At 41.8% G+C, this 25,399-nt stretch carries 18 protein-coding genes; 15 read left to right on the top strand and 3 right to left on the bottom strand.

The window, feature by feature from the left end; all coding sequences use genetic code 11:
* Window positions 1-150: 150 nt before the first annotated feature.
* The 13 genes from K1J09_RS00060 to sdbB all read left to right on the top strand — a co-directional run bounded on the left by K1J09_RS00060 (window position 151) and on the right by sdbB (window position 19,028).
* Complete coding sequence (locus tag K1J09_RS00060) at window positions 151-5,775, top strand: ZmpA/ZmpB/ZmpC family metallo-endopeptidase (RefSeq protein WP_223322786.1); 5,625 nt, start codon at window positions 151-153, stop codon at window positions 5,773-5,775.
* Window positions 5,776-6,142: 367 nt separating this feature from the next.
* Complete coding sequence (locus tag K1J09_RS00065) at window positions 6,143-7,879, top strand: ABC transporter ATP-binding protein (RefSeq protein ID WP_223322785.1); 1,737 nt, start codon at window positions 6,143-6,145, stop codon at window positions 7,877-7,879.
* A 13-nt stretch (window positions 7,880-7,892) separates the two neighbouring features.
* The gene (locus K1J09_RS00070) at window positions 7,893-9,671 is read left to right on the top strand and encodes an ABC transporter ATP-binding protein (protein ID WP_223322783.1); all 1,779 of its coding nucleotides are present in this window, start codon (window positions 7,893-7,895) and stop codon (window positions 9,669-9,671) included.
* A 55-nt stretch (window positions 9,672-9,726) separates the two neighbouring features.
* Window positions 9,727-10,281 carry a GNAT family N-acetyltransferase gene (locus K1J09_RS00075; RefSeq protein WP_223322781.1) on the top strand — a complete coding sequence of 185 codons (555 nt, stop codon included), beginning with the start codon at window positions 9,727-9,729 and terminating at the stop codon, window positions 10,279-10,281.
* Between the two features lie 413 nt (window positions 10,282-10,694).
* Window positions 10,695-12,023 (top strand): branched-chain amino acid transport system II carrier protein, encoded by a 1,329-nt coding sequence (gene brnQ / locus K1J09_RS00080; protein ID WP_223322780.1) that lies wholly within the window; start codon window positions 10,695-10,697, stop codon window positions 12,021-12,023.
* 157 nt (window positions 12,024-12,180) lie between these two features.
* Window positions 12,181-12,891: a thiol-disulfide oxidoreductase-associated membrane protein CcdA2 gene (gene ccdA2 / locus K1J09_RS00085; protein WP_002912377.1), complete on the top strand. Its 711-nt coding sequence runs from the start codon at window positions 12,181-12,183 to the stop codon at window positions 12,889-12,891.
* Window positions 12,892-12,918: 27 nt separating this feature from the next.
* Entirely contained in the window at window positions 12,919-13,254 is a 336-nt protein-coding gene (locus tag K1J09_RS00090; RefSeq protein ID WP_223322778.1) for a hypothetical protein, read from the top strand.
* A gap of 70 nt (window positions 13,255-13,324) precedes the next feature.
* Entirely contained in the window at window positions 13,325-13,888 is a 564-nt protein-coding gene (locus K1J09_RS00095) for a redoxin family protein (RefSeq protein WP_002895559.1), read from the top strand.
* Window positions 13,889-13,903: 15 nt separating this feature from the next.
* The gene (gene msrB / locus K1J09_RS00100; protein ID WP_223322776.1) at window positions 13,904-15,013 is read left to right on the top strand and encodes a peptide-methionine (R)-S-oxide reductase MsrB; all 1,110 of its coding nucleotides are present in this window, start codon (window positions 13,904-13,906) and stop codon (window positions 15,011-15,013) included.
* Between the two features lie 59 nt (window positions 15,014-15,072).
* Window positions 15,073-15,807 carry a response regulator transcription factor gene (locus K1J09_RS00105; RefSeq protein WP_223322774.1) on the top strand — a complete coding sequence of 245 codons (735 nt, stop codon included), beginning with the start codon at window positions 15,073-15,075 and terminating at the stop codon, window positions 15,805-15,807.
* Window positions 15,804-17,507, top strand: coding sequence for a cache domain-containing sensor histidine kinase (locus K1J09_RS00110; protein ID WP_223322772.1), 1,704 nt, complete (start codon window positions 15,804-15,806; stop codon window positions 17,505-17,507). Before K1J09_RS00105 ends, K1J09_RS00110 begins: the two co-directional genes overlap by 4 nt.
* Window positions 17,508-17,730: 223 nt before the next feature.
* Complete coding sequence (gene ccdA2 / locus K1J09_RS00115) at window positions 17,731-18,438, top strand: thiol-disulfide oxidoreductase-associated membrane protein CcdA2 (RefSeq protein ID WP_125342221.1); 708 nt, start codon at window positions 17,731-17,733, stop codon at window positions 18,436-18,438.
* Window positions 18,439-18,452: 14 nt separating this feature from the next.
* Window positions 18,453-19,028, top strand: a complete 576-nt coding sequence (gene sdbB, locus K1J09_RS00120) for a thiol-disulfide oxidoreductase-associated lipoprotein SdbB (protein WP_125342220.1) — start codon at window positions 18,453-18,455, stop codon at window positions 19,026-19,028.
* A 51-nt stretch (window positions 19,029-19,079) separates the two neighbouring features.
* On the opposite strand, the gene K1J09_RS00125 is transcribed toward sdbB, so the two are convergent.
* The 3 genes from K1J09_RS00125 to K1J09_RS00135 all read right to left on the bottom strand — a co-directional run bounded on the left by K1J09_RS00125 (window position 19,080) and on the right by K1J09_RS00135 (window position 22,052).
* Window positions 19,080-20,324 carry an NAD(P)H-dependent oxidoreductase gene (locus K1J09_RS00125; RefSeq protein ID WP_002904464.1) on the bottom strand — a complete coding sequence of 415 codons (1,245 nt, stop codon included), beginning with the start codon at window positions 20,322-20,324 and terminating at the stop codon, window positions 19,080-19,082.
* Window positions 20,325-20,341: 17 nt separating this feature from the next.
* The gene (locus tag K1J09_RS00130) at window positions 20,342-20,947 is read right to left on the bottom strand and encodes an NADPH-dependent FMN reductase (RefSeq protein ID WP_002906610.1); all 606 of its coding nucleotides are present in this window, start codon (window positions 20,945-20,947) and stop codon (window positions 20,342-20,344) included.
* Between the two features lie 169 nt (window positions 20,948-21,116).
* Entirely contained in the window at window positions 21,117-22,052 is a 936-nt protein-coding gene (locus K1J09_RS00135) for an FAD:protein FMN transferase (protein ID WP_223322770.1), read from the bottom strand.
* 258 nt (window positions 22,053-22,310) lie between these two features.
* On the opposite strand from K1J09_RS00135, the gene nox reads away from it, so the two are divergent.
* Window positions 22,311-23,687, top strand: coding sequence for a H2O-forming NADH oxidase (gene nox, locus K1J09_RS00140; protein WP_223322768.1), 1,377 nt, complete (start codon window positions 22,311-22,313; stop codon window positions 23,685-23,687).
* A gap of 146 nt (window positions 23,688-23,833) precedes the next feature.
* A complete protein-coding gene (locus tag K1J09_RS00145) occupies window positions 23,834-25,390 on the top strand; it encodes a ClC family H(+)/Cl(-) exchange transporter (RefSeq protein ID WP_223322766.1) in 1,557 nt (518 codons plus the stop codon).
* The last annotated feature ends 9 nt before the right edge of the window (window positions 25,391-25,399 follow it).

Genomic DNA, 25,399 nt, shown 5'->3' on the forward strand with positions numbered 1-25,399 from the left:
TTAAAAACATACGTTATCTTTATATGTTATATAGAAGCTCTAGTTTGTATTATTAGGGGGATTCAGATGAATGAATGCAATTGATATTGTTGCTCATTCTCTGGTTAAAGGATTTGTTATTCTTTTTAGAATAATTTGAAAGGGATTTTAATGAAAAAGTTTTTTGGGGAGAAGCAAACTCGGTTTGCTTTTAGGAAATTAGCTGTCGGGCTTGTTTCGGCTGCTATTTCTAGTTTGTTTTTGGGTTCTATCGTTGGGGTTGACTCTGTTCAAGCACAGGAAAAGTTGAATGTACACTATAAATACGTGACAGATACTGAAATAACTCCGCAAGAAAAGGAGTTGATTGTAAGTGGAGTTCCTAAAATGTCAGAAGGCAACGAGGAAACTTACTATCTTGTCTACAGGTTAAACTCAAATACTGGAGCAAAAACGTTACCGAATACAGGCGACAGTAACAATTCCAATACTAAGATGACGGTTGGTCTGTTAACGACGATAGGATTGGTTGTTTTTGTTGTGTCAAAAGGAAAAGTTAAAAGCAAGTTCCTATTAACTGTTTTGGTGGGGGCTGGTGTCGGAGGTGGTTTGATACTATCCGTCGATGCGCTGGAAAATGGAATCTTGCTACAGTATAATGCGGAATATCAAGTGTCAGCTGGGGAAAGTCTGCCGTCACCAGGTGAAATCTCGGGTTATACCTATGTTGGCTACATAAAAAACGAATCAATTAAAAAATTATTAGACAATAAGATTCTTGATAATCAGCAGAATGCTAATGAAGATAAAGAAGTTTTAAACCAAAATAAGAAGCTAGATTATTCTGTTTCTTTTGATAAGAATGGGCTGAAAAATCAAACGGTTGGCGTCAATACAATTGAGCCTCAAGATGAAGTTTTGTCTGGCCGAGTAGCTAAGTCAGAATTATTATACAAAGAAGAGACCGTTGAAACTGAGATAGCCTTTGGAGAACAAATACAAGAGAGTCCGGATTTAGCTGAAGGTACTGTAAGAGTAAAACAAGAAGGCAAACCAGGCCATAAAATCGAAGTCGTCCGAATTTTTACTGTAGATAATGCGGAAGTTTCAAGAGAAGTTCTTTCTACTAAAATTGAGGAAGCAACTCCTAAAATAGTGGAAAAAGGGACTAAAAAGCTTGAAACGCCAAGTGAAAAGCCAGTGGGTGCTAACTTGGTGGAACCCGAGCAAGTCGCTCCCTTACCGGAATACACAGGCGTCCAATCCGGTGCAATCGTTGAGCCCGAGCAGGTGGCTTCTTTGCCTGAGTATTCAGGTGCACTATCTGGAGCCATCGTTGAGCCTGAACAAATTGAACCAGAGATTGGAGGTGTACAATCAGGGGCAATAGTTGAGTCTGAACAAGTGACTCCGCTACCTGAATACACTGGTGTTCAAGCAGGAGCAATAGTAGAACCCGAACAAGTGACACCATTACCAGAATATACAGGAACTCAATCGGGTGCAATAGTAGCCCCCGAACAAGTTACTCCATTGCCTGAATACACTGGTGTTCAAGCAGGTTCAGTAGTGTCACCTGAACAAGCTACACCCTTACCAGAGTATACAGGGACTCAATCAGGTGCAGTAGTAGAACCTGAACAAGTCACCCCGTCGCCTGAATACACAGGAACTCAATCAGGTGCGGTAGTGGCACCCGAGCAAGTTACTCCATTGCCGGAGTACACAGGCGTTCAAGCAGGAGCAATCGTTGAACCCGAACAAGCGTCTTCCTTACCTGAATACACAGGAACTCAAGCTGGAGCCATAGTAGAGCCCGAGCAGGTAGAACCTCCGCAAGAGTATACTGGCAACATCGAACCAGCGGCGTCAGAAGCAGAAAATCCTGCTGAAAAAGCTCAAGAGCCGAAAGAACAGAAGCAAGAACCAGAAAAGAATATCGAGTTAAGAAATGTATCTGATGTGGAGCTGTATAGTCTAGCTGATGGAAAATACAAGCAACACGTTTCTCTGGATGCCATTCCAAGCAATCAAGAGAATTATTTCGTGAAAGTTAAATCATCTAAATTTAAAGATGTTTTCTTGCCGATTTCTTCAATAGTAGATAGTACAAAAGATGGTCAGCCAGTTTATAAAATTACTGCAAGTGCTGAAAAATTAAAACAGGATATCAATAATAAGTACGAGGACAATTTTACTTTCTATCTAGCTAAAAAGGCTGAGAGAGAAGTCACAAACTTCACTTCCTTTAGTAACTTAGTTCAAGCTATAAATAATGATCTCGGTGGAACCTATTATTTAGGTGCTAGTCTGAATGCCAATGAGGTCGAACTAGAAAATGGCACTAGCAGTTATATAAAGGGCAGATTTACTGGTAAGCTCTTTGGCAGCAAAGACGGAAAACATTATGCTATTTATAATTTGAAGAAGCCTTTATTTGACATTTTGAGTGCTGCTACTGTAGAAAATCTGGCTCTTAAAGATGTAAATATCTCAGGGAAAACTGATATTGGAGCCCTTGCAAATGAAGCGAATAATGCAACAAGGGTTAACAATGTCCATGTAGACGGTGTTCTGGCTGGCGAACGTGGTATTGGTGGCTTGGTGTGGAAGGCTGATAATTCCAAGATTACGAACAGCAGTTTCAATGGAAGAATTGTTAATTCCTATGAAACGAGGTCACCATACAATATCGGAGGATTAGTAGGTCAACTGACTGGCATCAATGCAGTAGTTGATAAGTCAAAAGCTACGATTACCATCTCATCAAATGCGGATAGTACCAACCAAACTGTCGGTGGCCTTGCAGGTCTTGTCGAGAAAGATGCGCTTATCAGTAATAGTTATGCAGAGGGCAACATTAATAATGTGAAGCGCTTTGGAAGTGTTGCTGGTGTGGCTGGCTACTTATGGGATAGAGATTCTAGCGAAGAGAGACACGCTGGAAGATTGCATAATGTTCTTAGCGATGTCAATGTTATGAACGGGAATGCGATTAGTGGCTATCACTATAAAGGAATGAGGATAACTGACTCATATAGCAATAAGGACAACAGAGTCTACAAAGTGACTCTTGAAAAGGATGAGGTTGTCACCAAGGAATCGCTCGAAGAGAGAGGAACAATCCTTGATGCTTCTCAAATCGCAAGTAAGAAATCTGAAATCAACTCTCTTAATGTACCGACTGTCGAAAATTTGCTGACTAGCAGCAATAAAGAAAGTGATTTTTCTAAGGTTGAAGACTATCGAGCCAGTCGAGCATTAGCATATAAGAATATCGAAAAATTACTGCCGTTTTATAATAAGGCAACCATTGTCAAGTACGGTAATCTGGTAAAAGAAGATAGCGCCTTGTATGAAAAAGAAGTCCTGTCTGCAGTCATAATGAAGGATAATGAAGTAATTACAGATATTGCTTCGCATAAAGATGCGGCTAATAAGCTCTTGCTGCACTATCAGGATCATTCATCTGAAATACTAGATATCACCTACCAATCTGACTTTAGTAAGTTAGCAGAATACCGTGTGGGCGATACAGGTCTCATCTATACACCAAATCAATTCTTACATAGTCATAGTTCGATCATCAATGAAGTTTTGTCTGATTTGAGAGCGGTCGATTATCAGTCAGAGGCTATCAGAAACACCCTAGGTATTTCTTCAGGAGTTTCATTAACGGAATTATACTTAGAAGAGCAGTTTGCCAAAACGAAGGAAAATCTAGCAAATACACTGGAAAAACTGTTGTCTTCTGATGCAGTCATTGCCAGCGAAAATCAAACGATTAATGGTTACGTCGTAGATAAAATCAAACGCAACAAGGAAGCCTTACTTCTAGGTTTGACCTATTTAGAGCGCTGGTACAACTTTAACTATGGTGACGTGAATGTCAAAGACTTCGTCATGTATCACATGGATTTCTTTGGTAAGGGCAACGTATCACCGTTAGACACGATCATTGAATTAGGTAAATCAGGCTTTAACAATCTTCTGGCCAAGAACAATGTTGATGCTTATAGCATCAGCCTTGCAAACAATAATGTAACAAAAGATTTGTTTAGCACGCTTGCCAATTACCGGGAAGTATTTTTACCAAACAAAACAAATAATCAATGGTTCAAAGAGCAAACCAAGGCTTATATCGTTGAAGAAAAATCAGCTATTGATGAAGTGAGGGTCAAACAAGAGCAGGCTGGCAGCAAATATTCTATCGGGGTGTATGACAGAATTACCAGCGACACTTGGAAGTACCGGAATATGGTTCTACCTTTGCTGACAATGCCTGAAAGATCGGTCTTTGTCATCTCGACTATATCCAGTCTGGGTTTTGGTGCCTATGACAGATATAGAAATAATGAGCATAGAGCAGGAGCAGAACTCAATAAGTTTGTTGAGGATAATGCCCAAGAAACCGCAAAACGTCAACGCGACCATTATGATTATTGGTATAGAATATTAGACGAGCAGAGCCGTGAAAAGCTCTATCGAAACATCTTGCTCTATGATGCCTATAAGTTTGGTGATGATGCTACTGTCGGCAAGGCTACAGCGGAGGCACAATTTGACAGTTCTAATCCAGCTATGAAGTATTTCTTCGGACCGGTTGGAAACAAGGTCGTGCACAATAAGCACGGAGCTTACGCTACAGGTGACGGTGTTTACTACATGGGCTATCGGATGCTGGACAAGGACGGAGCCATTACCTATACCCATGAAATGACACATGATTCTGATAATGAGATCTATTTAGGTGGATATGGAAGAAGAAGCGGTCTTGGTCCAGAATTCTTCGCTAAGGGCTTGTTGCAAGCACCGGATCATCCAGATGATGCGACAATCACGGTCAACTCAATTCTCAAATATGACAAGAATGATGCAACGGAAAAATCTCGTTTGCAAGTCCTGGATCCAACTGAACGTTTCCAAAATGCGGATGATCTGAAAAACTACGTTCATAACATGTTTGATGTCATTTATATGTTGGAGTACCTAGAAGGGATGTCAATCGTGAACCGTCTGTCCGATGTGCAGAAAGTGAACGCGCTAAGAAAAATCGATAATAAATATGTCCGAGATGCGGATGGAAATGATGTTTACGCAACCAATGTGATAAAAAATATTACAATGGCGGATGCGCAAAAATTAAATTCATTCGACAGTCTCATTGAAAATGACATTCTTTCAGCGCGTGAGTACAAAAATGGTGACGTAGAAAGAAATGGCTACCATACGATTAAGCTTTTTTCTCCTATTTATTCGGCATTAAGCAGTGAAAAAGGAACGCCTGGAGATCTTATGGGACGGCGTATGGCTTATGAACTTCTGGCAGCCAAGGGCTTCAAAGAAGGCATGGTCCCTTATATCTCTAATCAGTATGAAGATGATGCTAAGCAAAACGGAAAAACCATCAGTATCTATGGTAAGACCAGAGGTCTGGTAACAGATGACTTGGTTTTACGCAAGGTCTTCAATGGTCAGTTTAATAATTGGACTGAGTTTAAGAAGGCTATGTATGAAGAACGTAAAAACAAGTTCGACAGCCTGAACAAGGTCACATTTGATGATACAAGACAACCATGGACAAGTTATGCTACTAAGACTATAAGCACTGTAGAAGAGTTGCAAACCTTGATGGATGAAGCAGTTCTCAAAGATGCAAACGATAATTGGTATTCTTGGAGCGGCTATAAACCAGAATATAACAGTGCTGTCCATAAGCTCAAAAAAGCAGTCTTCAAAGCTTACCTTGATCAGACTAAAGATTTCAGAACATCAATCTTTGAAAACCAGAAGTGATTGGTTTGAGTTGTCAAATGGTCTGCAAAGTTGCAAGTCTGAAATGTTAGGGCAGAGCTTGAATTACTCTTAAATTCAGACCTTCTTGCAGATAAGAAATGACGAACCTAGTGAAAACTAGGTTTGTTTTTCTATATAAGTCATGCAATTAAAACTGTAACCAGTCTGCTTTCAGGCAGTTTACTGCTGACAGTCATTTATGAGGCTGATAATAAGCGGAGAAAAGTCTGAAATGACCTTTACCCTACTTCATATTTTTGTTATAATATTTGTATTAAAGCGTGCATTTGCGCGCTCTTTTCTGTGTTTTAAAGGTACTGAGTACTTTAGAGTGAGTTATTTTTGAATAGATGGTGAAGGAGGACTTATGTTATACATTTGGTCTTATTTGAAGAGATATCCTAAGTGGCTGGTCTTGGACTTTGTCGCGGCAATCTTTTTTGTGATTGTCAATCTAGGTCTGCCAACGGTGCTGGCTCGGATGATTGATGAGGGAATCAATCCTAAGCAGACAGACCGGCTCTTTTTCTGGGCTTGGGTGATGTTTGGCGTTATTATCTTAGGGGTACTGGGGCGAATTGTTTTGGCTTATGCGGCTGGGAAGCTAACGACGACCATGGTGCAGGACATGCGCAATGATCTCTATGCCAAGCTGCAAGAGTATTCTCATCATGAGTATGAGCAAATCGGTGTATCCTCTTTGGTCACGCGCTTGACTTCGGATGCTTTTGTACTCATGCAGTTTGCGGAGCAAACCCTTAAAATGGGTGTCATTACTCCTATGATGATGCTGTCCAGTATTCTCATGATTTTTCTGACCAGTCCGTCTCTGGCCTGGATTGTAGCTGTTTCAGTGCCTTTCTTGGCAGTCGTGGTCATTTATGTGGCGGTTAAAACCAAGCCCCTGTCTGAAAAGCAGCAGAAGACCCTTGATAAGATTAATCAGTACGTAAGGGAAAATCTGACTGGTCTACGCGTTATTCGAGCTTTTGCAAGAGAGGAGTTTCAAGAGAAGCGTTTTGCTGATGAAAATGAAGTCTATGCGCAAAACTCCAATAAGCTCTTTAAGCTGACTGGTCTGACAGAGCCGCTCTTTGTGCAGATTATTATTGCCATGATTGTGGCCATTGTCTGGTTTGCCCTAGCCCCCTTGCGGGACGGCAGTCTTGAAATCGGAAATCTCGTTGCCTTTATCGAATACAGCTTTCACGCCCTACTGTCCTTCCTCTTCTTGGCCAATCTCTTTACCATGTATCCACGGACAGCGGTATCGAGCCAGCGGCTCAAGGAAGTTATGGATATGCCCATTTCAATCAATCCTAATGAAGATGGTATAACCGAGACAGAGACGAAGGGTTATCTGGAGTTCGACAATGTAACCTTCGCTTATCCAGGTGAGACAGAGAGTCCTGTACTGCATAATATTTCCTTCAAGGCTAAGCCGGGTGAGACTATTGCCTTTATCGGTTCAACTGGTTCTGGTAAGTCTACACTGGTGCAGCTGATTCCGCGCTTTTACGATGTAACACTTGGTAAGATTTTAGTGGACGGTGTGGACGTCCGTGAATACAATCTGAAGGCACTGCGTCAGAAGATTGGCTTTATCCCGCAGAAGGCTCTGTTATTTACTGGAACTATCGCAGAAAACCTACGCTATGGAAAGGAAGAGGCCAGTCAGGAAGAGCTGAGTCAGGCAGCTGAGGTGGCTCAAGCCAAGGACTTTATCGAAAGTCGGGAAGAGCGTTTTGAGACTCATCTGGCCGAGGGAGGCAGCAATCTATCCGGTGGGCAGAAGCAGCGACTCTCTATCGCCCGCGCGGTGGTCAAAAAGCCGGAGATTTATATCTTCGACGACTCTTTTTCTGCCCTGGATTATAAGACGGATGCGGTGCTGCGTCGTCGTCTCAAAGAAGTGACAGGTCAGGCTACGGTGCTGATTGTAGCCCAGCGGGTGGGAACTATCATGGATGCTGACCAGATTATCGTTCTGGATCAAGGCGAAATCGTCGGACGCGGCAAGCACGAAGAGCTGATGGAAACCAATGATATTTATCGTGAAATTGCAGATTCTCAGCTGAAGAATCAAGCTTTGACAGAGGAATAGAAAGGAGACTGACATGAAAAACACATCAAGTTTTGCTCGTCTATGGAGCTACCTAAAAGTTTATAAATTTGCAGTCGCCTTTGCCATCTTCCTCAAAATCCTCAGTGTCGTCATGAGTGTCGTCGAGCCCTTTGTCTTAGGTCTAGCCATTACAGAATTGACAAATAATCTGCTGGATATGGCTAAAGGTGTGGCTGACGCCCAGATTAATGTGTCCTATGTTGGCTGGGTCATGGTTTTGTATTTTGTGCGGGCGATTATTTATGAAATCGGTTCTTACTATTCTAATTACTTTATGACCAATGCAGTGCAGGCTACCATTCGTGACTTACGCGATGAACTTAGTCATAAGATTAATCGCATCCCCGTTTCTTACTTTGACAAGCATCAGTTTGGTGACTTGCTGGGGCGTTTTACCAGCGATGTCGAAACTGTTTCAAATGCCTTGCAGCAGTCCTTTCTGCAGGTTATCAATGCAGTCTTCACTCTGATCTTGGTTATCGTCATGGTATTGGTACTCAATCTGCAGTTAGGTATCATTGTGGTAATCTCAATTCCGATTACCTACCTTAGTGCTCGCTTTATCGTGAAGAAATCCCAGCCTTACTTTAAACAGCAGGCAGATGTACTGGGGGCTATGAATGGCTTTGTTCAGGAAAATTTGACAGGCTTTAATATCTTGAAGCTCTATGTCAGAGAAGAAAGCTCCCAAGAGGATTTTCGACAAATTACGCATAAACTGCAGAAAGTAGGTTTTAAAGCCAGCTTTATCTCCGGTTTGATGATGCCTGTTTTGAATGTTATTTCAGATCTGACCTACCTCTTGCTGGCTCTGCTGGGCGGCCTTCAGGTTATTGCTGGGCGCTTGACAGTCGGGAATATGCAGGCTTTTGTTCAATATGTCTGGCAGATTAACCAGCCTATTCAAAACCTGACTCAGCTGGCAGGTCAGCTTCAGAGTGCCAAGTCTTCTTTGGACCGAATTTTCCAAGTGCTGGACGAAGCAGACGAGGTCAATGATGAGACAGAAAAGCTAGAGCAAGATTTGACAGGTCAGGTTAGCTTCAAGGGTGTGGACTTCCAGTATGTGGCAGACAAACCGCTCATTCGGAATTTCAATCTGGAAGTCAAACCTGGAGAAATGGTCGCCATTGTTGGTCCAACTGGTGCTGGTAAGACCACGCTGATTAATTTGCTCATGCGTTTCTACGATGTGACCAAAGGTGCGATTACTGTGGATGGGCATGATATACGACATCTGTCCCGTCAGGACTACCGTAAACAGTTCGGTATGGTGCTGCAGGATGCTTGGCTTTATGAGGGGACTATCAAGGAAAATCTTCGTTTTGGCAATCTGCAAGCCACTGATGAAGAAATTGTAGAGGCAGCCAAGGCGGCTAATGTGGATCACTTTATCCGGACTTTGCCAGGTGGCTACAATATGGAAATGAATCAAGAATCCAGCAATATCTCGCTGGGGCAGAAGCAGTTGCTTACGATTGCGAGGGCTCTTTTGGCCAATCCTAAGATTCTGATTTTGGATGAAGCGACCTCATCTGTCGATACACGGCTGGAGCTCTTGATTCAGAAAGCTATGAAGACTCTCATGCAGGGGCGGACCAGTTTTGTCATTGCTCACCGACTGTCGACCATTCAAGAAGCGGATAAGATTTTGGTGCTCAAGGATGGTCAGATTATCGAGCAAGGCAATCACGAGAGTCTCTTGGCTGATAAAGGATTTTATTATGACCTTTATCAGAGCCAATTTTCTAAAAAGGCGGAAGAAGCTTGATAATGCTTGCTAAATTTTTTGACAACTGCTAGAATATAAGCAAAGTGAGGTAGCAATGTCTTTAACGAGTCAAATTATTACAGCAGAATTTCCTGATTTAGATAAGGTAGAAGCTCTTAATCGAGAAGCCTTTCCAGAAGAAGAGAGAGTTCCTATTAATGAATTTCTCCTCTATACCAATGATGAACGATCTCATTTCTTTGCCTTCTATAATGAGGAAGAATTTATTGGTTTTGCTTTTGCAGTTTATAACGAAAAAATGTTCTATGTCAGCTTCTTTGCGATTATGCCGCACCTTCGCAGCCATGGCTATGGGGGAGAAATCATTCATAAACTGACAGAGTTTTATCAAAAGACCATGGTTCTAGAGGTAGAACGTGTCGATGAAGAATGTGATAATTTAGAGCAACGTCAAGCACGTATGGACTTCTATAAGCGTAATGGCTTTCGAACGACCAATGCCTTTCTGGAATATGAAGGGTTAAGCTTTGAAATCTTGTATTTGGGACATCATTTTGATGAGGAGGCTTATCGAGATATTTTCCATACGCTGCAAGAGAAGAACTTCTTTGAATTCGAAATTAAGTACAGAAGATTTAGCGATGTGTAAAGTTTGCTAAATGATTTATAGCCATTTTTAAAAGGTTGAGATAAGATGTCTCAACCTTTTCACTTTGAAAAATCTCTTTTATTTTGTTTTGAATCAGGATGTATAATATTGTATTTTTCTCGCATTCAGCAACAGTAGAGCATGTCTGTTTAAAGAAAGTAAACCATCAAAAAAAGATAGAGATAGGTTGGTGAAGTATACGATTTAAAACAAACTTATTTATATCACTTTAAAATAAGCCTTAAATCTGTAGATAAGTAAGGATTTTTCTAAAACCTATTGATATATGATTTGATTTAAATCATATTTTCTCTTTTGATTCGAATCAATATTCTGAAAAAGTTAAAAATCTTGCGGAGGTGGCTATTTACGTATATAATGATAAAGCATGAAAAAATTTAAAGGAGTTTCCCGTGATTAAAAAAGGTGCCTTAACAGGCTTGCTCTTATTTGGAATATTTTTCGGTGCTGGGAATTTGATTTTCCCGCCTTCGCTTGGAACATTATCTGGTCAGCATTTTTGGCCAGCTATTGCAGGATTTGTCCTATCTGGGGTTGGGCTTGCTGTGCTGACTCTGATTATAGGAACGCTCAATCCCAAGGGCTATATTCACGAGATTTCTCAGAAGATTGCGCCTTGGTTTGCTATTGTCTATCTTGTAGCCTTGTATCTGTCAATCGGGCCCTTCTTTGCTATCCCGCGGACTGCGACGGTGGCATATGAAGTTGGTATTGCTCCTATGCTGTCTAAAAATATGACCAGTATCGGATTGATTGTTTTCACGACCCTTTACTTTGCGGCGGCTTATCTGATTTCTTTGAATCCATCTAAGATTTTGGATCGGATTGGACGTATTCTGACGCCTGTCTTTGCAGTTTTGATTATTATCTTAGTCATTCTAGGAGCTTTGAAATACGGAACAACGACACCTCAGCAGGCTTCGGAAGCTTATTTAGCGTCAGCTTTTGGACAGGGCTTCTTGGAGGGTTATAATACTTTGGATGCCTTGGCTTCCGTGGCTTTCAGCGTAATTGCTGTAACAACTCTTAACCAGCTTGGTTTCAAGAATAAAAAGGAGTATGTTTCAACTATTTGGGTCGTTGGCATAGTGGTGGCACTAGCTTTTAGTGCCATGTACATTGGTTTGGCTTATTTGGGCAATCATTTCCCAGTTCCAGCTGAGATTATTGCCAAAGGCAATCCTGGTGTTTATGTCCTGTCGCAAGCGACACAGGCTATCTTTGGACCTACAGCACAGATTTTCCTTGCAGCTATGGTCACTGTGACTTGCTTCACCACAACAGCGGGACTTATTGTATCAACTGGGGAATTCTTCCATAAAACTTTCTCTAAGGTATCTTATAAAGTGTACGCAACGGTCTTTACTTTGATTGGGTTTGCGATTGCTAATCTTGGGCTTAATGCTATTATTCAATATTCTGTTCCAGTCTTGCAAATTCTCTATCCAATTACCATTGTTATCGTTCTGATTGTCATTGTCAATAAATTCTTGCCACTGTCCAAAATCGGTATGCAATTGACGGTGGCAGCAGTGACTCTGATTTCCTTTGCGGGTATTCTTGGGCAGCAGTTCCATATTACAAAGGTAAGTGATATGGTAAATGCCCTTCCGTTTGCTCGGGCTTCCCTGCCTTGGTTGGTGCCGGCTCTAGTTGGAATCCTGCTTTCTCTCTTTTTGCCAAATAGGCTAAAGAGTGAGCGTTTCGAGATGGAAAGCTAATAGATAACATCTGTCACAATGTGGTGGATGTTTTTGCAAAATCCAGAAATCTCAAGCAATATAACATCAAATTCAAGTTTTTTCAAATCTATCTCCCTATTTTTAGGGGGATTTTTATTTTATACTAGAGTCAGAAATTGATAGTGAGGTTTTTGAAATGGCAACAAGTTTTTTGTTCTTTATTTCTGTTTTTCTGGCGGGTATTCTATCTTTTTTCTCGCCCTGTATCTTACCGCTGATGCCGGTTTATGTGGGAATTTTGCTGGATTCGGATCAGCCAAAAACGGTTCGGTTTATGGGAAAAGATATTTCCTGGTATGGTCTAGCTAAGACGCTCTGCTTTATTGCTGGATTATCAACTGTATTCTTGGTTTTGGGCTACGGAGCTGGCGCTCTAGGGCAAGTCCTCTATGCCCCTTGGTTTCGCTATGTTCTGGGCGGGATTGTCATTCTACTGGGAATCCACCAGATGGGAATCATTAATATCCAGCAACTGCAAAAGCAAAAGAGCATCCAACTTAAAAAGAATAGTAAAAGAAGTGATTTTCTTAACGCTTTTCTCTTGGGTATCACCTTTAGCTTTGGTTGGACGCCCTGTGTGGGACCTGTTCTGAGCTCTGTCTTAGCAATTGCAGCTTCTGGAGGTAACGGCGCTCTTCAGGGAGGCTTGCTTATGTTGGTTTATACACTTGGATTAGCGCTTCCTTTTCTAGCAATGGCTTTAGCTTCCGGCTGGGTAGTACAGCGCTTTGCAAAACTCAAACCTTATATGGGAACGCTTAAGAAAATCGGCGGAGCACTCATCATTCTCATGGGAATTTTGCTAATGCTTGGAAATCTAAACGTTTTAGCATCATTATTTGGATAAAAATTATATAATTAAAGGAGACACATCATGAAAAAAATCACTACACTTACAATCGCTGCACTTAGTATCTTTGTCCTAGCTGCCTGCTCTAATCAAAAATCAGATTCTGATATGAAGAAGACGGATGACAGCAGTATGATGAAGAAAGACGACATGAAAAAAGACGACATGAAGAAAGAGGATATGAAGAAAGAGGATATGAAAGACTCCAGCATGTCTGATGATAAAATGAAAAAGGATGACATGAAGGACTCTTCTATGATGACCGACAGTAAGTCCGATATGAAAGATGATATGAAATCAAGCGATTCAAGCATGAAGGATGACATGAAAGATTCATCCGAAATGTCATCTGACAAATAAGAATTCCACCATAGGAAAGAAAGTCGTCAGTTTTGTCGGCTTTCTCCTTATTTTGAAAGGAAAGAAAACGATGAAGAAGTTATCAATATTGACTATCAGTCTGCTTTGTGTCGGCTTTTTGGGAGCCTGTTCAAATCAGAAAATGAACTCGGAAGTTTCTAAAAGTGATAAAAGCAATATGCAAACAAAAGCGGATTCTGGGCAATCTACCAAGATGGCAAAAGACTTTAGCCTGCAAGGTGTGGACGGCAAGACCTACAAACTGTCTGATTTTAAAGGCAAGAAAGTATACCTTAAGTTTTGGGCTTCTTGGTGCTCTATCTGTCTATCCACACTTGGAGATACCAATGATTTGGCTAAGGAGCAGTCAGGAAAAGATTATGTTGTCCTGTCGGTGGTGTCTCCGACTTTTAATGGAGAAAAGTCTGCTGATGATTTCAAGGAATGGTACAAGTCTTTGGATTACAAAGACTTCCCAGTTCTCATGGATACTAAGGGAGAATTGCTGAAAGAATACGGGATTCGCTCTTATCCATCTGCACTTTTCGTAGGCAGCGACGGCTCTCTTGCCAAGACACATATTGGCTACATGAGCAAGGAAGATATTGAGAAAACACTGAAAGAAATCAAGTAAAAAGGAGCAATAAACATGGAAGGAAAATGGAAAATTCTTCTGGTTCTTCTTGGTTTGCTTGTCTGCTTTGGACTGGTCTATGTGATTGCAGGGAATGGTAAGCAATCGTCACCTGAACAGATTAAGAAAGCTTCAATGAGCAAGACAGAAGCGGTAGCCAAACAAAAGACAGAAGATGTCAAGGAAGAGGACAAGCGGGAGATTTATCTGGCTGGCGGCTGTTTCTGGGGAGTAGAAGAGTACTTTTCTCGCGTGCCAGGTGTACTTGATGCAGTATCAGGCTATGCAAATGGTAAGGGAGACACGACCAAGTATGAATTGGTCTCTCAAACTGGTCACGCTGAGACTGTTCACATCACTTACAATGCCAAGAAAATTTCGCTAAAAGAAATTCTGCTTCACTATTTCCGCATTATTGATCCAACTTCTAAAAACAAGCAGGGAAATGATCAGGGTACCCAGTACCGGACAGGTGTTTATTATAAGGACGAAGCTGATCTTGATACTATTAATCAGGTTTTTGATGAAGTTGCAAAGAAATATGATAAGCCTTTGGCCGTCGAAAAAGAAGCTCTAAAAAACTTTATCAAGGCAGAAGATTATCACCAGGATTACCTAAAAAAGAATCCTAATGGATATTGCCATATCGATGTCAATCAAGCTGCTTACCCAGTTATCGAAGCCAGTCGCTATCCTAAGCCTAGTGATGAAGAGATTAAGGCTAAGCTCACGCCAGAAGAATACGCAGTCACACAAAAGAATGACACAGAGCGGGCCTTTTCTAATCGCTATTGGGATAAGTTCGATGCTGGTATCTATGTGGATGTGGTGACAGGCGAGCCTCTCTTTTCATCAAAAGATAAGTTTGACTCAGGCTGCGGTTGGCCGAGTTTCACACGCCCTATCAGTCCAGATGTTGCGACTTACAAAGAAGACAAGAGTTTCAACATGACACGGACAGAAGTTCGTAGCCGGGTTGGAAATTCCCATCTGGGCCATGTTTTCACAGACGGTCCTAAGGACAAGGGCGGCTTGCGCTATTGCATCAATAGTCTGTCCATTAAGTTCATTCCAAAAGCCGAGATGGAGGAGAAGGGCTACGGTTATCTTTTGGATTATGTTTAAGAGCATTTTGATCGAAAATTTGCTATAATAAATCCAGTATAAATAAGGAGTTGAATCTTGTGTATTCAATTATAATTGTAGAGGATGAGTATCTGGTAAGACAGGGGATTGCATCCTTGGTAGACTATGAACAGTTTGGCATGCAAGTCATTGCCCAGGCTGAAAATGGAAGAGAAGCTTGGCAGAAATTTCAGGAAAATCCTGCTGATATCCTGCTGACCGATATCAACATGCCACAGATGAACGGCCTCGAACTGGCCAAGCTAGTCAGGGACCAGGCTCCTAAGTGCCATATCGTTTTTCTGACGGGCTATGATGATTTTGACTATGCTCGGACCGCCATTAAACTAGGCGCCGATGACTATCTTCTCAAGCCATTTTCCAAAGATGATGTTGAGGAAATGTTGGCCAAGGTGCAGACTAAGCTTGATAAGGAACGAAAAAAAGCCCAGATTCAAAACTTGGTTGATCAGGGACAGCGCTCTGAGTTGGAAGAGGCTATTCACGCGCGTCTAGCTGATTCAGAATTAAGTCTGAAAAGTTTAGCTTTCCAATTGGGGTTTAGTCCGTCCTATCTTAGCGTTCTTATCAAAAAAGAACTAGGCTTGCCCTTTCAAGATTATCTGATCCAAGAGCGGATGAAAAAAGCAAAACTCTTACTCCTGACTACAGATTTGAAGATTTATGAAATAGCAGAGCAGGTAGGTTTTGAAGATATGAACTATTTTTCTCAGCGCTTCAAGCAGGTGGTTGGGCTGACACCTCGGCAGTTTAAAAAAGGGGAGGGGAAATGAAACGATATCCGCTTCTTATCCAGTTGATTGTCTATATTTTTCTGCTGGTTCTTTTCCTCTTGGGATTTGTTGGGAGTCTTTACTATCAGACTAGCTCGGGGACTATTCGGCGGCTGACAGAGCGGACGACGCGCAATAGTATGGAGCAAAGCGGGCAGTTCATTGCTTCTTATTTGCAAAAATTAAAACAAACCACCTCCACACTGAGCAAGGAAGAAACGATTCGGAAGTTTGCTCAGAATCATGAAAGCAGCGAAACGTCAGTACAGGCTTTGATGAAAACCATTATTGAGACAGATCCGGATTTGGTGTCGGCAGTATTGGTTACCAAGGACGGGCGCGTGGTCTCAACAGATTCTCAAATTAGCATGCAGACATCTTCTGATATGATGAATGAAAAATGGTATCAGGAAGCTGTTCATACCAAAGCCATGCCTGTCTTGACCCCTGCTCGCAAGGAATCTCTGTCATCAGAGAAGGAGAAGTGGGTTGTTTCTGTCACTCAGGAAGTGGTGGATGAAGCAGGGCAGAATCTCGGTGTTTTGCGTCTGGATATTGGCTATAAGAGTCTCAAAGCCTATCTGGATCGGCTTCAGCTAGGGAAGAAAGGCTTTAGTTTTATTGTCAATAGCCAGCATGAATTTGTCTATCATCCTAAGAAAAGTGTTTACTCCTCCAGTCAGGAAATGAAAGCTATGCAGTCCTATATCTCGGTCAAGGATGGTTACGCAGACCAGAAAGAGGCTTTTGTCTACCAGATTGATATCGCAGACAGCGACTGGACTTTAATTGGCGTTGCCTCTTTAGAGCAATTACAGATGCTTCAGTCACAGATGCTTTATTCTTTTATAGGGATGGGCGTTTTAGCACTCCTGATGTGCTTGACTGGTATTTGGTTTGTCCTGCGTTTGTGGATTAAGCCTCTTCAGAATCTACAAGCTGTTATTCTGAAGATTGGGGCAGGCGACTCAAATCTGCGAGCGGAAGCTAAGGGTTCTCCAGAGTTGGTTGACTTGGCTCAGCAGTTCAATAAAATGCTGGACCAAATTGAACAACTGATGGAAGCTGTCAAGACAGAAGAACAAAATGTCCGACGCTATGAGCTCCGAGCTCTTTCAGCTCAAATCAACCCCCATTTCCTTTATAATACCTTGGATACGATTGTCTGGATGGCTGAATTTAACGACAGCAAGCGTGTTGTTGAGGTAACAAAATCACTCGCTCAGTATTTCCGCTTGGCACTCAATCAAGGGCATGAACAGATTTCTCTCAAAGATGAGATTGACCACGTTCGTCAGTATCTTTTTATCCAGAAGCAACGCTATGGCGACAAGCTCCAATATGAGATTGAAGAGGATGAATCCATAGCTGATTATAAACTGCCCAAGCTGGTACTCCAGCCTTTGGTTGAAAATGCCATCTACCATGGCATCAAGGAAATTGACAGACAGGGCATGATTCGCGTTACAGCGGAAGCGGAAGAGGGGCAGCTGATATTATCTATCTATGACAACGGCCGTGGCTTTGATGTCAACGCCTCTATGGATGCGACTCTCCTTCGCTTAGGTGGTGTTGGTCTAAAAAATGTCGATCAACGCTTAAGATTGCAGTTCGGAGAAGACTACCATATGGAAATCCAGTCCGAACCAGATAAATTTACCCAGATTAGTCTTTATTTGCCGCTAGTTACAGATGATTAGGTCTATTAAGTTTTAAAATATTCAAGCCGGTAGGATTTTCTCCGGCTTTTTACTGTTTGGGACAAAATGCACTGGTTTTGCTGTTCATCAAGCGAAATTTTCTCTTTTCCTAGTCTCATGAGTTTGCAAGAAAATTACCGTAGCAGATTTGTGAAAAATCTATAAGATTCATTTATAATGATAAGTGAATGTATATTCTACGTAAGTAGTTAGAGGAGAGTAAATGGAATCACCTTTATTTTTTGTTTCAGTTTTTTTAGCGGGTATTTTGTCCTTCTTTTCCCCTTGTATTTTTCCCTTATTGCCGGTTTATATTGGCATTTTATTGGATGACAAGGAGGTCAAGACTCTAAAAGTATTTGGCCGGGAGCTTGCTTGGCAAGGCATGGTTAGAACACTGTTTTTCATTGCAGGCATCTCAACAGTCTTCTTTTTGCTAGGCTTTGGAGCAGGCTTTCTAGGAACAATTATTTACAGTCCTACCTTTCGTTATGTGATGGGCGGCCTCATCATTCTGCTAGGTCTGCACCAGATGGAGCTTATTAATATTCGCCAGTTACAGATTCAAAAGAGCTTGACTTTCAAAAAGAACGGTCAGAAACATCATTTTTGGTCTGCATTTTTACTGGGGATTACCTTTAGCTTTGGTTGGACTCCTTGCATTGGTCCGATTCTCAGCTCAGTCTTGGCTTTAGCAGCTTCTGGTGGGAATGGTGCATTCCAGGGAGCGATTTTGACCTTGATTTACACTTTGGGAATGGCCCTGCCTTTCCTAATCTTGGCTTTAGCATCTAGCTTTGTTATGCAGTATTTTAATAAAATCAAGCCTTATATGAGCCTGATGAAGAAAATTGGCGGAGCCCTGATTATTCTGATGGGAATTCTGCTGATGTTAGGACAGCTTAATGCCCTGTCTGGACTTTTTGGATAAAAGGAGAAAGAAATATGAAGAAAATCGTTACATTATTAGCAACTGTGTCAGCTGTAGCCTTTTTGGCAGCCTGCTCGGAAAAGGAAGAGAAGCCTATGACTATGCCTACAAGCAGTAGTTCATCTAGTGAGGCCCCTCAGACAAGTACAGTCACCCAAGCAGCTGTCGGTCAAGAGGCACCTGACTTTACTCTGCAGTCTATGGATGGAAAAACAGTCAAACTTTCTGACTACAAAGGCAAGAAAGTTTATCTAAAATTCTGGGCTTCTTGGTGTGGACCTTGTAAGAAGAGTATGCCGGAATTGGTCGAATTGGCTGGTAAAACAGATCGTGATTTTGAAATCTTGACAGTTGTAGCACCAGGTCTCCAAGGAGAGAAATCTGTCGAGGAATTTCCAAAATGGTTTCAAGAACAAGGTTATAAAGATGTACCAGTTCTATTTGATACTTCAGGAGAAATTTTCCAAGTCTATCAGATCCGCAGTATCCCGACTGAATTCCTCATTGACAGTCAAGGGAAAATCGGTAAAATCCAGTTTGGAGCTATCAGTAATGCTGATGCAGAAGCAGCTTTCAAGGAAATGAAATAAAGCGAAAAAAGAATGGACTTATGAATCCATTCTTTTTAGTTTGTAAGGTAATTAAGCGCTAGCGCCTGATGTTGCATCAGCTCCTCCGTCTCCATGACCTCCATCGCCTCCAGCATCAGAAGCACCAGAAGTAGCGTCTGCGTCTCCATGACCTCCGGCAGGAGCAAATGGTCCGCTGCCTCCAACCAAACGTTGACCAGTTTCTTTTAAGTACCAGTCGAGCCATGGTTGGAAATTAAAGACGATTTCATTGATACCAGCGTATGATCCGTCAGGATAGTACATAGCTTGGTAGTTGTGAGTATTGATAACGCCTGCAGGTGAACCTGGGACGATTGTACGTACGTATTCTTGGTTTCCGTTGCGAAGTGTTCCGATAACCCACTCTACATTTTTCATCCGAGCTGGTGGAAGAGAACCATGAACGGTTGACATGCGGCTACCTGATTGAGGTGGCACACGTTTGGCAAACATGGTGTCTGGGTCTTGGTGGGCGTTATTGTAGTAGAGGAATTGGTTGTTATCGTCAGCGTATGTCAATTCAAATGGCATAGCTTTTAAGAACATATCAATTTGATTAACAGTCAAGATACCATGGTCAAGTTTGACATAAGTATCACCTGAAACAGCGCCAGTGATTGCTGCGACTTTTTCCACCCATTCTGGATCATCTGGATCAACTTCTGTAATTGTCGTAGCGATTGGCTTTCCGCAGTCCAGGTCTTCAGGTTCGATTGGTTTTGGTTTTTTCAATTTTGAAACGACCTCTACATATTTGATAAAGTTATCTAAGCATGTTTCAAGGAAATTCACAGTTCCTTCGTTTGTAATATTACCATCATTGTCAAAAGCTTCCTTGGCTTTGCCCAGCAAGAACTCATTGCCTGGGAGGGTGTAAGCATTGACGCCAGGAGCATCTAGGATTTTACGTAGGTGAACTTGAGCACGAGAAGTTCCTTGGTCGTAGTAAGAAGCACCGACAATCATGACAGGCTTGTTTTCGAAAGGATGAACCTCGTAAGAGAGCCATTCTAAGACACTCTTCAAAGGAGCGCTGATAGTATGATTGTGCTCAGGGGTTGCGATGATGACACCGTCTGCACGTGTGATTTTGTTATACAAATAACGCAATTGGAAGCTTTCATCCCATTTTTCATCCTGGTTAAACATTGGGACTTCATCGATTTCTAAGACTTCCAATTCAAATTTAATTTTGAACTGACGACGGATGAATTCCAATAATTTTCGGTTATATGATTGTTCGTAGTTTGATCCTACAATTCCAACAAATTTCATTCTTTCAGTCTCCTATCTTACAATTTTTCCCAATTAAATTCTTCAGCATCTTTGCGAAGCAATTCTTGTGCGTTGCGCAATTTTTCAGTGATTTTGACAAAGATACGGAAGTCATCAAAGATAGCATCCAATTTTTTGACAACGTCAAGATCTACCAAGTCTCCGCTTTGGTCAAAAGCTTGAAGAGAATGTGAAAGCAAGAACTCATCTGGAAGAACAGTTGCCTTGATTTCTGGAGCGTTCAAAATTTGACGGAGCTGCAGCTGGGCACGAGAGGAGCCAAGTGTACCATAAGAAGCACCAGTGATCATGACCGGCTTGTTCAGCAGTGGATAGATACCATAAGAAAGCCAAGCCAGAGCATTCATGAGCACAGCTGGGATAGAATGGTCGTATTCAGGTGTGCCGATAAGTACGCCATCCGCAGCATCGATTTTTTCGGCAATTTCTGATACCAATTCAGGCACGTTTCTATCAGCAGGTTTATTAAACATTGGGATATCTTTAATCTCAACCAGCTCGATTTCAGCCTTGTCAGCGAAGTGCTTAGACATATATTGAAGAAGTTGCCGGTTTGTAGAACGGTTAGAATTTGTTCCAACAATTGCAATAAGTTTTAACATAAAATTTCCTTTCTGAAATGAAGATACAAATCCCTCGTAGGTGCATTTATTTTTCTTAAGGCAAGTAAAAACCTGAAGAAAAAGAGGGTGTTTTTAAATGGGCATGTTTATAAAAGCTAGAGCGATAGAGGTACCGCTTTTGTGGCAGTAAAATTATCACTTTTGAAAATTAAGAAGCAGGAATTATCTGCTCTAAAAGGCCTGAGCTACAGAAGAGCTGACTATCCTGGGTGATAATCAAGGCTTCAATCCCTGTTTGCTGTTCAATCTGGGACAGAATTGATGTCGGACTTTCACCAAATAGGCGAGTCGTCCAGATTTCGCCATCTACCGACTTGTCTGAAACAATGGTCAGACTAGCTAATCGATTTTCGATAGGATAACCTGTTTTACGATCCAGAATGTGATGGTAGTTCCGCCCATCCACTGTAAGGGTTCGCTCGTAGATTCCTGATGTGACCACTGACTGATTGGTGATAGCAAGTATAGCTGAGTGATTGCCGCGTAACAGCTTGGGATTTTGGATGCCAATCCGCCAGGCGCGCTGGCTGACTGCATTTTGCCCAATGGTTAGTACATTGCCACCAAGATTGATAAGAGCAGAAGTCACTCCCTGACTCAGCAAATAGTCCTTAATCTTATCAGCGATATAGCCTTTAGCCAAGGCGCCTAGATCCAGTTTCATGCCTTTCTTAGCCAAAAAGACACTACGGTCTTCTGGATTCAGCTCAAGCAAGTTTGGGTCAGTCAGGCTCAGAGCTTGCTGAATCTCCTCTGTACTTGGGAGACGGGCGTCTGAAAATCCTATCCGCCAGGTCTGGACTAGAGGGCCGATTGTGATATTTAAGTGGCTGCCTTCTGCTAGGCTGTGATATTTTCCCAGCTCAATCAGCTCAAAAAGCTCTGGATGAACTGAGACACTTTTAATTCCTGCTAGATGGTTGATAGTCATAAGTTCAGAGTCTTCATCATTGGCACTGAAGCGATTTTTATAGACATGAAGCAGTTGGACCGCCTCATCTAAGAGTATTTCCGCTCGCTCATGATAGAGAGAGATGCAAATCGTACTCCCCATCAAATGGAGCGAGCGAGAAGCAAAGTCCACATTATCACAACCTTTCTAAAATTAACCTCTCTGACCTTATTATATCAAAAAGATACCGGTTTCACAATCTTAAATTTGTTATATTTTCAGAAAATGAAACATTGCAAAAGGTAGTTTTTCTGAAGCATTTAGACTACAGTGGTACAACTTTTTAGGTAGCCTAAGAATTTTTGAAAATTTCGAGCAAATTTCTTGTAAACGCTCACAGGAGATGATATACTTGTTTAGTAAATTATAAATTAAGGTAGGACTATTCTTATGAGTAAAATCGTTGTAGTTGGTGCAAACCACGCAGGTACAGCGTGTATTAATACAATGTTGGATAATTATGGTGCAGAAAATGAAGTAGTTATTTTTGACCAAAACTCAAACATTTCATTCTTGGCATGCGGAATGGCCCTTTGGATTGGACAGCAAATCAGCAAGCCAGATGGACTTTTTTATGCAGACAAAGAAACTTTTGAAGCAAAAGGCGCAAAAGTTTATATGAATTCACCAGTTGAGTCAATTGATTATGATGCAAAAACAGTTACAGCTATCGTTGATGGCAAAGAGCATGTAGAGTCATATGACAAATTGATTTTGGCAACAGGTTCTCAGCCGATTTTGCCTCCGATTAAAGGTGCTGAGATGGATCCTAACAGCCGCGAATTTAAGTCAACCTTAGAAAATCTGCAGTTCGTAAAACTGTATCAAAATGCTGCAGATGTTATCGAGAAATTGCAAGACAAGAGCAAACATATCGAACGTGTGGCAGTAGTAGGAGCTGGTTACATTGGGGTTGAGTTAGCAGAAGCCTTCAAACGCCTTGGTAAAGAAGTGATTCTGATTGATGTTGTGGATACTTGCTTGGCTGGTTATTATGACCACGACTTGTCTGATATGATGCGCCAAAACCTTGAAGACAATGGTGTTCAATTAGCCTTCGGTCAAACTGTTCAGGCTATTGAGGGTGAAAGTAAAGTAGAACGCATTGTAACAGATAAGGCTAGCTATGATGTAGATATGGTTGTCTTAGCAGTTGGCTTCCGTCCAAACACTGGTCTTGGTGCTGGCAAGTTGGAAACATTCCGCAATGGTGCTTTCTTGGTGGATAAGAAGCAAGAAACTAGCATCAATGATGTTTATGCAATCGGTGACTGTGCGACTGTCTACGATAATTCTATCAATGATACAAACTACATTGCCTTGGCTTCTAACGCCCTGCGCTCTGGTATCGTAGCAGCTCATAATGCTTGTGGTCATGAATTGGAATCTAACGGTGTTCAAGGTTCTAATGGTATCGAAATCTTTGGTCTGAAGATGGTTTCAACTGGTCTGACCGAAGAAAAAGCTAAACGCTTTGGTTACAGCCCAGCTGTGGTTGAGTTTAAAGATACTCAAAAACCAACCTTCCTTGAAAAGGTTGAGCATCATGATGTTACAATTAAGATTGTCTATGATAAGGACACGCGTGTAGTTCTTGGAGCTCAGATGGTTTCTAGAGAAGATATGTCTATGGGTATTCACATGTTCTCATTGGCCATTCAGGAAAAGGTTACAATTGATAAATTAGCCTTGCTGGATCTTTTCTTCCTGCCACACTTCAACAAACCATACAACTACATTACTCAAGCAGCTTTGAAAGCAAAATAAGAAAATGAGTCTGGAATAAATTTCCAGACTTTTTTGTATAGAGCCTTTAAAAAGAATACTGAAATAAGAAATTTATATTTCATCTGTTTATCAGGCCTGCTTTGTGCTAGAATATTGGTAAAGTAACAATTTAGAGGAGATTGGGAATGGCAAAAGAGCCTATCTCGCAAGAGGACGATATCAAGAGAGAATTTAATTTCGCAACTCATTCGATTATTTCCCAGGTTTTGCGTGGTGTCTTAGTCGGGATTTTTGCTGGACTGGTAGTCGGGATTTTCCGCTTTCTGATTGAAAAAATCTTTCATTTAGTGCAGGATGTCTACCAAAAGAGTCAGCAGTCTTTGCTTTGGTTACTGGCCTTGGTGTTCCTTTATGCTTTTATCGTCTTGCTCAACGCTCGCTGGGTAAAGTCGGAGAAAAATATCAAGGGGTCAGGTATTCCCCAGGTCGAAGCAGAGCTGAAGGGCCTGATGTCGCTTTCTTGGTGGAGTGTTCTCTGGAAGAAGTTTGTATTGGGGATTTTAGCCATTGCTAGCGGTCTGATGTTGGGTCGAGAAGGACCAAGCATTCAGCTGGGTGCTATGAGCGGCAAGGGCGTTTCTAAATTTCTGAATTTGAGTGCCGCTGAGGAGAGAGCGCTCATTGCTAGCGGTGCGGCGGCAGGCTTAGCAGCAGCTTTTAATGCACCAATCGCAGGTTTGCTATTCGTGGTAGAAGAAGTTTACCGTCATTTTTCACGCTTTTTCTGGGTTTCTACGCTAGCGGCCAGTCTAGTTGCGAACTTTGTCTCACTCTCCATGTTTGGACTGACGCCAGTGCTGGACATGCCGGATAATATCCCGGTCATGAAGCTGGAGCAGTACTGGATCTACCTAGTCATGGGCTTGCTGCTAGGCTTGTCAGGTTATATTTATGAGAAAGTCATTTTGAATATTCAGCTGGTTTATCAGTTTTTGGGGCGCTTGTTTAGGATTTCAGAAGCCTATTATCCTATTCTGGCCTTTGCCTTGATTCTTCCGATTGGTTATTTCCTCCCTCACTTACTGGGCGGGGGCAATCAGTTGATTTTATCTTTGACCGCTAGTCATTACACAGTGGGAACCTTGCTCTTATTCTTTATTCTGCGTTTTGTCTGGAGTATGTTAAGTTATGGAAGCGGCTTGCCAGGTGGTATTTTCCTCCCAATTCTAATTCTGGGTTCACTTCTGGGCGGAGCAATGGGGACATTCTGTCTGCAGCTAGGTTTGATTTCTCAGGAGCAATTTCCGATTTTCATTATCCTAGGCATGAGTGGTTATTTTGGCGCCATTTCCAAGGCTCCTCTGACAGCTATGATTCTGGTCACAGAGATGGTCGGCGACATCCGTAATCTCATGCCGCTGGGACTGGTCACTCTGACTGCTTACATTATCATGGATCTGCTAAAAGGAGCGCCAGTTTATGAAGCCATGCTGGAAAAAATGTTGCCAGACAGTATCGAGGATCAGGGAGATACAACTTTAATTGAAATCCCTGTTTCTGAAAAGATTGCCGGTCGTCAAGTGCATGAGCTAAACTTGCCAGATGGAGTCTTGATTACCATGAATGTCCACAAGGGAAAGACTCAAACGGTCAATGGCAGCACGCGCCTCTATCTGGGAGATACGATTTACTTAGTGCTGAAAAAGACGGAAATCGGGAAAGTTAAAGAAGAGCTGCTTTAATGGTCTTAA

It is taken from the genome of Streptococcus sanguinis (assembly GCF_019928825.1).
GTDB lineage: Bacteria > Bacillota > Bacilli > Lactobacillales > Streptococcaceae > Streptococcus > Streptococcus sanguinis_L.

Coding starts and splice junctions, on each gene's coding strand:
- K1J09_RS00060 (WP_223322786.1), top strand. CDS start 151: ATGAAAAAGTTTTTTGGGGAGAAGCAAACTCGGTTTGCTTTTAGGAAA.
- K1J09_RS00065 (WP_223322785.1), top strand. CDS start 6,143: ATGTTATACATTTGGTCTTATTTGAAGAGATATCCTAAGTGGCTGGTC.
- K1J09_RS00070 (WP_223322783.1), top strand. CDS start 7,893: ATGAAAAACACATCAAGTTTTGCTCGTCTATGGAGCTACCTAAAAGTT.
- K1J09_RS00075 (WP_223322781.1), top strand. CDS start 9,727: ATGTCTTTAACGAGTCAAATTATTACAGCAGAATTTCCTGATTTAGAT.
- ccdA2 (WP_002912377.1), top strand. CDS start 12,181: ATGGCAACAAGTTTTTTGTTCTTTATTTCTGTTTTTCTGGCGGGTATT.
- K1J09_RS00090 (WP_223322778.1), top strand. CDS start 12,919: ATGAAAAAAATCACTACACTTACAATCGCTGCACTTAGTATCTTTGTC.
- K1J09_RS00095 (WP_002895559.1), top strand. CDS start 13,325: ATGAAGAAGTTATCAATATTGACTATCAGTCTGCTTTGTGTCGGCTTT.
- msrB (WP_223322776.1), top strand. CDS start 13,904: ATGGAAGGAAAATGGAAAATTCTTCTGGTTCTTCTTGGTTTGCTTGTC.
- K1J09_RS00110 (WP_223322772.1), top strand. CDS start 15,804: ATGAAACGATATCCGCTTCTTATCCAGTTGATTGTCTATATTTTTCTG.
- ccdA2 (WP_125342221.1), top strand. CDS start 17,731: ATGGAATCACCTTTATTTTTTGTTTCAGTTTTTTTAGCGGGTATTTTG.
- sdbB (WP_125342220.1), top strand. CDS start 18,453: ATGAAGAAAATCGTTACATTATTAGCAACTGTGTCAGCTGTAGCCTTT.
- K1J09_RS00125 (WP_002904464.1), bottom strand. CDS start 20,324: ATGAAATTTGTTGGAATTGTAGGATCAAACTACGAACAATCATATAAC.
- K1J09_RS00130 (WP_002906610.1), bottom strand. CDS start 20,947: ATGTTAAAACTTATTGCAATTGTTGGAACAAATTCTAACCGTTCTACA.
- nox (WP_223322768.1), top strand. CDS start 22,311: ATGAGTAAAATCGTTGTAGTTGGTGCAAACCACGCAGGTACAGCGTGT.
- K1J09_RS00145 (WP_223322766.1), top strand. CDS start 23,834: ATGGCAAAAGAGCCTATCTCGCAAGAGGACGATATCAAGAGAGAATTT.